This is a genomic window from Siccirubricoccus deserti, assembly GCF_014283215.1.
GTDB lineage: Bacteria > Pseudomonadota > Alphaproteobacteria > Acetobacterales > Acetobacteraceae > Siccirubricoccus > Siccirubricoccus deserti.
Genome location: NZ_JACOMF010000005.1, coordinates 217,949 through 223,970, shown reverse-complemented (window position 1 = coordinate 223,970; position 6,022 = coordinate 217,949). Strand labels below are relative to the sequence as shown.

Genomic DNA, 6,022 nt, shown 5'->3' with positions numbered 1-6,022 from the left:
AGCCCCGCGATCCGCACCTGAACCCCGGCCAATAGGACCGGCGCCGATCCCGCTCGCCCGCACAACCACGGCGCGAGCCGCGCGCCAGCCAGGGGACGCGCGTCACCGCCGCCGTGAATGATCCGGGTTAGGTGCGTCTGACGAGCCGTCATGCGCGGAATTGATCCGCGCATCTTCTGCTTGGCGGTAACAGCGGACAGCCGTGGATCAAGTCCGACCATGCCGGCCGGACGGCGCCACCGCACCACTTTTGGCGACCCTCCGCAGCCGCCGGGGCGTGGTCGCCTGAAGCCGACCACCCGCAAGCCCGGATCGGGCCGGCTACTCCAGCGCGATGTCCTACTCCTTCAGCCTGGGCGCCCAGAAGGCACTTTCCTGCCTTGCCGCCACGCCGATTGGGCCAGGGCGGCAAGCGGCGCGGCGGTGACGCGGCATGACGACCGCCTCAATCAGGCCGGCCGGGCGGGCGCCGGTACCAAGGCCCGGCGGAGTTCCCGGCACCCGGGCTGTACATGCTGACCCAGGGCACTTGGCGGCCGTCCGCTGAAGGCGTGCCGACGCGCTGATCGGGAGGGACTCCGGGGTCCAGCAAGGCCGCGCAGCGGTCTTGCTGGGAAATGCTAGAGACTAGCCCCGCCATCCACGGCCAACTCGGCTCCGGTCATGTAGCTGCTGTCGTCCGAAAGCAGGAACAACACCACCCGCGCCACATCCTCGGCGGTGCCGATGCGGCCGATCGGGATCTGCGACAGCCGCGTCGCCCGCTGCTCATTGCTCCAGACCTTCACCATTTCAGTGTCGATCGGGCCGGGATGCACGGAGTTCACCCGGATCTGCTTCGGCGCCAGATCCACCGCCGCCGCCTTGGTCATCCCGCGCAGCGCCCATTTGGTGCTGCTGTAGGCGATGGCGCCGGGCGAGCCACGCAGCCCCGCTGTCGAGGAGATGTTGACGATGGAGCCGCCGCCGGCCCGCTCCATCGCCGGCGCCACCGCCTTCATACCGAGGAAGCAGCCGAGCTGGTTGACCTGCATGTGCCGGTCCCACAGCGCCGCATCCGTCTCCATCAGCCGGCGCGGCTGATAGATGCCGGCATTGTTCACCAGCCCGTGCAGCCCGCCGCCGAGCTTCTCCGCCGCGGCGACGGCAGCCGCCCAATCTGCCTCCACCGTCACGTCCTGCTTCAGGAAGACGGTATTCGGGCCGAGTTCGGCCGCCAGCGCGCGACCCTTCTCCTCCAGCACGTCGCCAATCACCACCCGGGCGCCCTCGGCCACCAGCAGCCGCGCCTCGGCCTCGCCCTGGCCGCGGGCGCCGCCCGTGATCAGCACCACCTTGCCGGTGAACCTTGCCATGTTTCACTCCCCATTTCTCGGTTGCGGCCGCAGGATGGACCGGCGGCGCACCAGGCGCCAGGCGCGGCGGCGGCGGCGGTCGCCCAGGATGGCGGCGCCGGCCAGGCCGAACGTCTGGCCCATGGCGGCTCCGTCGCGGAGAATTGGTCCGCCACTTGCCCTCTGGCCGGGCCCGGCCGGCCTATCGCACCGGGCGACGTGGTGCCGTCTTTCGCCACCAAGGCGCGCATGTCCTCGACCATTGGGATGTCGGTGTGAGCCTTCCTGCGGACCTCGCACGCCCGAATGCCAGACTGCCGGTTGAGCAATGCCGAGCTTGACGGCGTGGTCGCTTCCATCCTGTCGCTGCGCTACGCCGGCCAGGTTCTCGACCTGGGGCGATGACCCGCCCCGCGATCCGCGCTTGCTCCCGCACTGCGATCCGCGCTGACCTGTGGGAACCGCCGGGGTGCCGCCGCCTTCGGATCAGGGCCCCAGTTGCGGGAATCCGGGGAGCGCCCCAAGAACACGCGCCGGCGCGCCACCGAAACGCCAGGCTGCGCACAGGAATGGGAGACGGGGAATGGCGAAGGTAGCATTGGTCACCGGCGGCCAGCGAGGCATCGGCGCCGCGATCAGCGAGGCGCTGAAGGCAGCCGGCCGGACCGTGGTGGCGAGCTATGCCGGCAATGATGCCGCGGCGCAGGCCTTCACCGAACGCACCGGCATCCCCTGCTACAAATTCAACGTCGCCGATTTCGACGCCTGCGTCGCCGCCGTCGGCCGGATCGAGGCCGAGCACGGGCCGATCGAGATCCTGGTCAACAACGCCGGCATCACCCGCGATGCAATGATGCGCAAACTGACCAGGCAGATGTGGGACGACGTCATCGATACCAACCTCGGCTCCTGCTACAACATGTGCAAGGCGGTGTGGGACGGCATGGCGTCGCGCAAATTCGGCCGCATCGTCAACATCGGCAGCATCAACGGCCAGGCCGGGCAGCTCGGCCAGGTGAACTACGCCGCCGCCAAATCCGGCATCCACGGCTTCACCAAGGCGCTGGCCCAGGAAGGCGCGCGCAACCAGATCACGGTAAACGCCATCGCCCCCGGCTATGTCGATACCGAGATGGTGCGCGCGGTGCCGGCCGACGTGCTGGAGAAGATCGTCGCCCGCATCCCGCGGGGCCGGCTCGGCACCGCGCATGACATCGCCCGTGGCGTGGTCTTCCTGACCGCCGACGACGCCGATTTCATCACCGGCTCGACCCTGTCGATCAACGGTGGCCAGCACATGTACTGACGGTCGGCGGCCCGGAGCGCTTCGGCGCCCCGGGGAACAAGCGGCCACGGCCATCGTTGGAACCTGCTCCACGGCAGGAGCATGGCCATGAGCAGCAAGCATCCGCAGGGCCGGGCCGAGAAGGGCGACGGGCGGTCCGCCGACACCCCGCGCCCGCCGGACGATCTCGACCGCAATCCCGGCATTGGCGCCTCCAAGGGCACCGCCCGCAGCGGAACCGACCCGGAGGCGCTGGAGGGCGACAACACCAGCGAGGGCGACGTGATGAACGACACCACGCGCCAGGGCGGCGTGAACCCCGACCAGCGTGGCCGCACCAACCGGTAGCCCCGCCCGGCTGGTGGCGGCATTCTCCCGCCTTCGGGAGAGGATGCGGCCATGGGCTTCGTGCTGATCGGTGATGACGGGACGGATGCGGCAGCGCCGGCACGGCGGGAGGCTGCGCGCATTCCGCATGTCGAGAGCATCCGTCGCAACGCCGCGGCCGGCAGGCTGGTGATGTCCGGCCCGCGGCTGCGCGCCGATGGCTCCACCGCCGGCTCGCTGCAATTCTTCGAGGTGCCGTCGATGGTGGAGATGGCGGCCTATCTGGCCACCGAGCTCTTCCACCGCGACGGCATCTGGGTGCGACACGCGATCCTGCCCTTCCGAATCGCCCCACTGCCCTGGGCGCCGCAACCCGGACGGCCGGGTGGCGAGGCTGGGCCGTTGCACGCCTTCGCCGTCATCGCCCGCGACGGCACCGATGCCGAGGCGCCGCGGCGCCGCCTGGCGGTCCGGCCGCGGCATTTCGCCCGGCTGGGACCGGAGGTCGCCGCCGGCCGCATCCGCATCGGCGGCGCCATCCTGGATATGCCGGATGGCGCCATGGTCGGCTCCATCATCGCCCTCGCCCTGCCGGATGAGGCGGCGGTGCAGGATTGGCTGGCCACGGAACCCTATGTGACCGAGGGCGTCTGGCAGGACCTGCGGGTGGAGCGCTGGCGCATCGGCGTGCAGCCCTACCCGCCGTTGCCGGGGAGCCCGGCATGATCCGCTTGGGGGAAAGCTGATGCCGCGCCTCATCGAATACGCCGAGGCCTCGCCCGAGGTGCGGGCGGTCTATGACGCCATCAAGGCGGCGCGCGGCGTGCCGGATGTGAACAATTTCTGGAAGGCACTGGCGGTCGACCCCGCCACCCTGAAACGCACCTGGGAGAGCCTGACGCAGGTGATGGCGCCGGGTGCGCTGGATGCGCGGATGAAGGAGATGCTCTACCTCGCCGCCTCCATGGCCGCAGGCTGCGCCTATTGCACCGCCAGCCACGGCGCCGCGGCCCGCCGCGCCGGGATGGATGATGCGATGTTCGGCGAGTTGCTGGCCGTCGTTGGCATGGCGGCCGAGACCAACCGGCTGGCCGAGGCGCTGCGCGTGCCGATCGACCCGCAGTTCGAGTCATCATGATGCGCGACCTGCGCGCCTGCTTCGTCGGCGACAGCTTCACCGCCGGCGTCGGCGATGCCACCACCCTTGGCTGGGTCGGCCGCTGCGCCGCGGCGGCCTGGGGGCGCGGAGTCGCCGTCACCGCCTACAACCTCGGCATCCGCCGCGACACCAGCGCCGACATCCGCCGCCGCGCCGAGGCCGAGGTGCTGGCCCGGCTGGTCGGCACCCCGGGCGATGCCCAGGCGGTGGTGTTCTGCCTCGGCCTCAACGACACCACCTTCGAGGATGGCATGCCGCGGGTGCCAACGGAGCAGACGCTGGACAACGCCGCGGCGCTGCTCGACTGGTCCGCCGCCCGCTGGCCGACCCTGCTGCTGGGGCCGCCGCCGGCGCTGCATGACGCGGTGCAGGATGCCCGGGTGGCCGCGCTCTCGCCGTTGCTGGAAGCGCTGACGGAGCGCTTCGCCGTGCCCTTCCTGCCGCTGCACGCGGCGCTGTCGCACAGCTCCGCCTGGCGTGGCGGCGCAGCGCGCGGCGATGGCGTGCACCCGGATGCCGCCGGTTATGCGACAGTGGCGGCGCTTGTGGAGGCATGGGAGCCCTGGCTGGAGCTGACGGGAGGGTAAGTATCCCCGCGGCAGCGTCAGGCGCGGCGGCGCAGCAGCAGCGGCATGACGGCGAAGGCAGCCATCAGCGCCAGCCCGATCCGTCCGTGCCCCGTCAGCGCCCGCTCCAGCCACATCCCGGGGCCGCGGCCGCGCAGCAGCGCATCCAGCGCCGTCTCGGCCAGGACCAGCAGCAGCAGGGCGCCCAGCCCCATCAGCAACCGGGCGCGCGGCGTCGGTGGCACGGCGAAGCGGCGCGCCGCCCAGGGCGCGGCCCAGGCCATGGCCAGCAGCAGCGGCACCGCCTCGATGACGATCGCGGCACCTGGGCCCAGCGTCGGCGTCAGCACCAGCTCACGCACTGGGCCGAACAGGACTCCGACGGCGAAGACCACCGCCATGTACAGCACCCCGGCGCGCAGCTCAGCCGGCATCCCAGAGCCTCGCCGCGCCAAGCACGCCGGAGCTGTCGCCATGCCAGGCCCGACGCAGCGGCGTGGTCACCGTGTCGCTGAAGATCCACCTGCCCCAGCGCGCCGGCACCTCGGCGTAGAGGTGGTCCATGTTCGACAACCCGCCGCCGAGCACGATGCAATCCGGGTCCAGCAGGTTCACCACATGCGCCAGCGCCCGCGCCAGCCGGTCCGTGTGGCGTGCGAGCGCGGCGGCGGCGGCGCCATCGCCGGCGGCGGCGCGGGTGGGCAGGACGCTGGCGTCGCGCGCGCCCGGCCCATCGGCCTCGGCGGCCAGGGCCGGGCCGCAGAGGAAGCTCTCGATGCAGCCGCGGCGGCCGCACCAGCAGACGGGGCCCGGGTGTTCCGAGGCGGTCATCCAGGGCAGCGGGTTGTGGCCCCATTCGCCGGCGACGCGGTTGCGGCCTTCCATCACCCGCCCGCCGCTGACGATGCCGGCGCCGACGCCGGTGCCGAGGATCACCGCGAAGACCGTATCGAAGCCGGCGCCGGCGCCATCCGCCGCCTCGCTCATCGCCAGGCAATTCGCGTCATTGGACAGCCGCACCGGGCGGCCCAGCCGGGCTTCGATGTCGCGGTCCAGCCTTCCGCCGTTGAGCCAGGTGGAATTCGCCCCGCGCACCAGCCCGGTGGCGGGGGAGAGGCTGCCGGGAATGCCGATGCCGACCGAGCCGGAGGCCCCCAGCCTGGCCTCCGCCGCCTCCACCAACTCACCGATCAGGGCAATCACCCCGGTGTAGTCGGGCGGCGTCGGCGCCCGCTGGCGCAGCCGGACGGCCCCCGTGGCGTCGAGCGCCACGATCTCCGTCTTGGTGCCGCCGAGGTCAATCCCGAATCGCAGCGTCATGCCCCAGACTGCTTGGCCGGCGGCCGCATCG

General features: G+C 71.7%; 8 protein-coding genes. 5 read left to right on the top strand and 3 right to left on the bottom strand.

Translation table 11 applies throughout. From position 1 onward, the window contains the following. Positions 1–620: 620 nt before the first annotated feature. The gene (locus H7965_RS07070) at positions 621–1,355 is read right to left on the bottom strand and encodes an SDR family NAD(P)-dependent oxidoreductase (protein ID WP_186769844.1); all 735 of its coding nucleotides are present in this window, start codon (positions 1,353–1,355) and stop codon (positions 621–623) included. A gap of 562 nt (positions 1,356–1,917) precedes the next feature. Between H7965_RS07070 and phbB the strand changes: the two genes are divergently transcribed. The 5 genes from phbB to H7965_RS07045 all read left to right on the top strand — a co-directional run bounded on the left by phbB (position 1,918) and on the right by H7965_RS07045 (position 4,692). Further along, complete coding sequence (phbB, locus tag H7965_RS07065) at positions 1,918–2,640, top strand: acetoacetyl-CoA reductase (RefSeq protein WP_186769843.1); 723 nt, start codon at positions 1,918–1,920, stop codon at positions 2,638–2,640. A gap of 87 nt (positions 2,641–2,727) precedes the next feature. Continuing rightward, positions 2,728–2,967 carry a hypothetical protein gene (locus H7965_RS07060; RefSeq protein ID WP_186769842.1) on the top strand — a complete coding sequence of 80 codons (240 nt, stop codon included), beginning with the start codon at positions 2,728–2,730 and terminating at the stop codon, positions 2,965–2,967. A 51-nt stretch (positions 2,968–3,018) separates the two neighbouring features. After that, positions 3,019–3,672: a YciI family protein gene (locus H7965_RS07055; RefSeq protein ID WP_229682481.1), complete on the top strand. Its 654-nt coding sequence runs from the start codon at positions 3,019–3,021 to the stop codon at positions 3,670–3,672. 19 nt (positions 3,673–3,691) lie between these two features. Next, positions 3,692–4,084, top strand: coding sequence for a carboxymuconolactone decarboxylase family protein (locus H7965_RS07050; protein ID WP_186769841.1), 393 nt, complete (start codon positions 3,692–3,694; stop codon positions 4,082–4,084). Beyond that, complete coding sequence (locus H7965_RS07045; protein ID WP_222440497.1) at positions 4,084–4,692, top strand: GDSL-type esterase/lipase family protein; 609 nt, start codon at positions 4,084–4,086, stop codon at positions 4,690–4,692. Before H7965_RS07050 ends, H7965_RS07045 begins: the two co-directional genes overlap by 1 nt. A 17-nt stretch (positions 4,693–4,709) precedes the next feature. Here H7965_RS07045 and H7965_RS07040 read toward each other — a convergent pair whose 3' ends face one another. Together H7965_RS07040 and H7965_RS07035 are read right to left on the bottom strand one after the other, a co-directional pair. Next, the gene (locus tag H7965_RS07040) at positions 4,710–5,105 is read right to left on the bottom strand and encodes a hypothetical protein (RefSeq protein WP_186769840.1); all 396 of its coding nucleotides are present in this window, start codon (positions 5,103–5,105) and stop codon (positions 4,710–4,712) included. After that, positions 5,095–5,991, bottom strand: a complete 897-nt coding sequence (locus H7965_RS07035) for an ROK family protein (RefSeq protein ID WP_186769839.1) — start codon at positions 5,989–5,991, stop codon at positions 5,095–5,097. Before H7965_RS07035 ends, H7965_RS07040 begins: the two co-directional genes overlap by 11 nt. Positions 5,992–6,022 lie beyond the last annotated feature (31 nt).

Bases quoted from the DNA above. Each gene is read 5' to 3' on its own strand.
- H7965_RS07050 (WP_186769841.1), top strand. From the start codon at position 3,692: ATGCCGCGCCTCATCGAATACGCCGAGGCCTCGCCCGAGGTGCGGGCG.
- H7965_RS07045 (WP_222440497.1), top strand. From the start codon at position 4,084: ATGCGCGACCTGCGCGCCTGCTTCGTCGGCGACAGCTTCACCGCCGGC.
- H7965_RS07070 (WP_186769844.1), bottom strand. From the start codon at position 1,355: ATGGCAAGGTTCACCGGCAAGGTGGTGCTGATCACGGGCGGCGCCCGC.
- H7965_RS07035 (WP_186769839.1), bottom strand. From the start codon at position 5,991: ATGACGCTGCGATTCGGGATTGACCTCGGCGGCACCAAGACGGAGATC.
- phbB (WP_186769843.1), top strand. From the start codon at position 1,918: ATGGCGAAGGTAGCATTGGTCACCGGCGGCCAGCGAGGCATCGGCGCC.
- H7965_RS07040 (WP_186769840.1), bottom strand. From the start codon at position 5,105: ATGCCGGCTGAGCTGCGCGCCGGGGTGCTGTACATGGCGGTGGTCTTC.
- H7965_RS07055 (WP_229682481.1), top strand. From the start codon at position 3,019: ATGGGCTTCGTGCTGATCGGTGATGACGGGACGGATGCGGCAGCGCCG.
- H7965_RS07060 (WP_186769842.1), top strand. From the start codon at position 2,728: ATGAGCAGCAAGCATCCGCAGGGCCGGGCCGAGAAGGGCGACGGGCGG.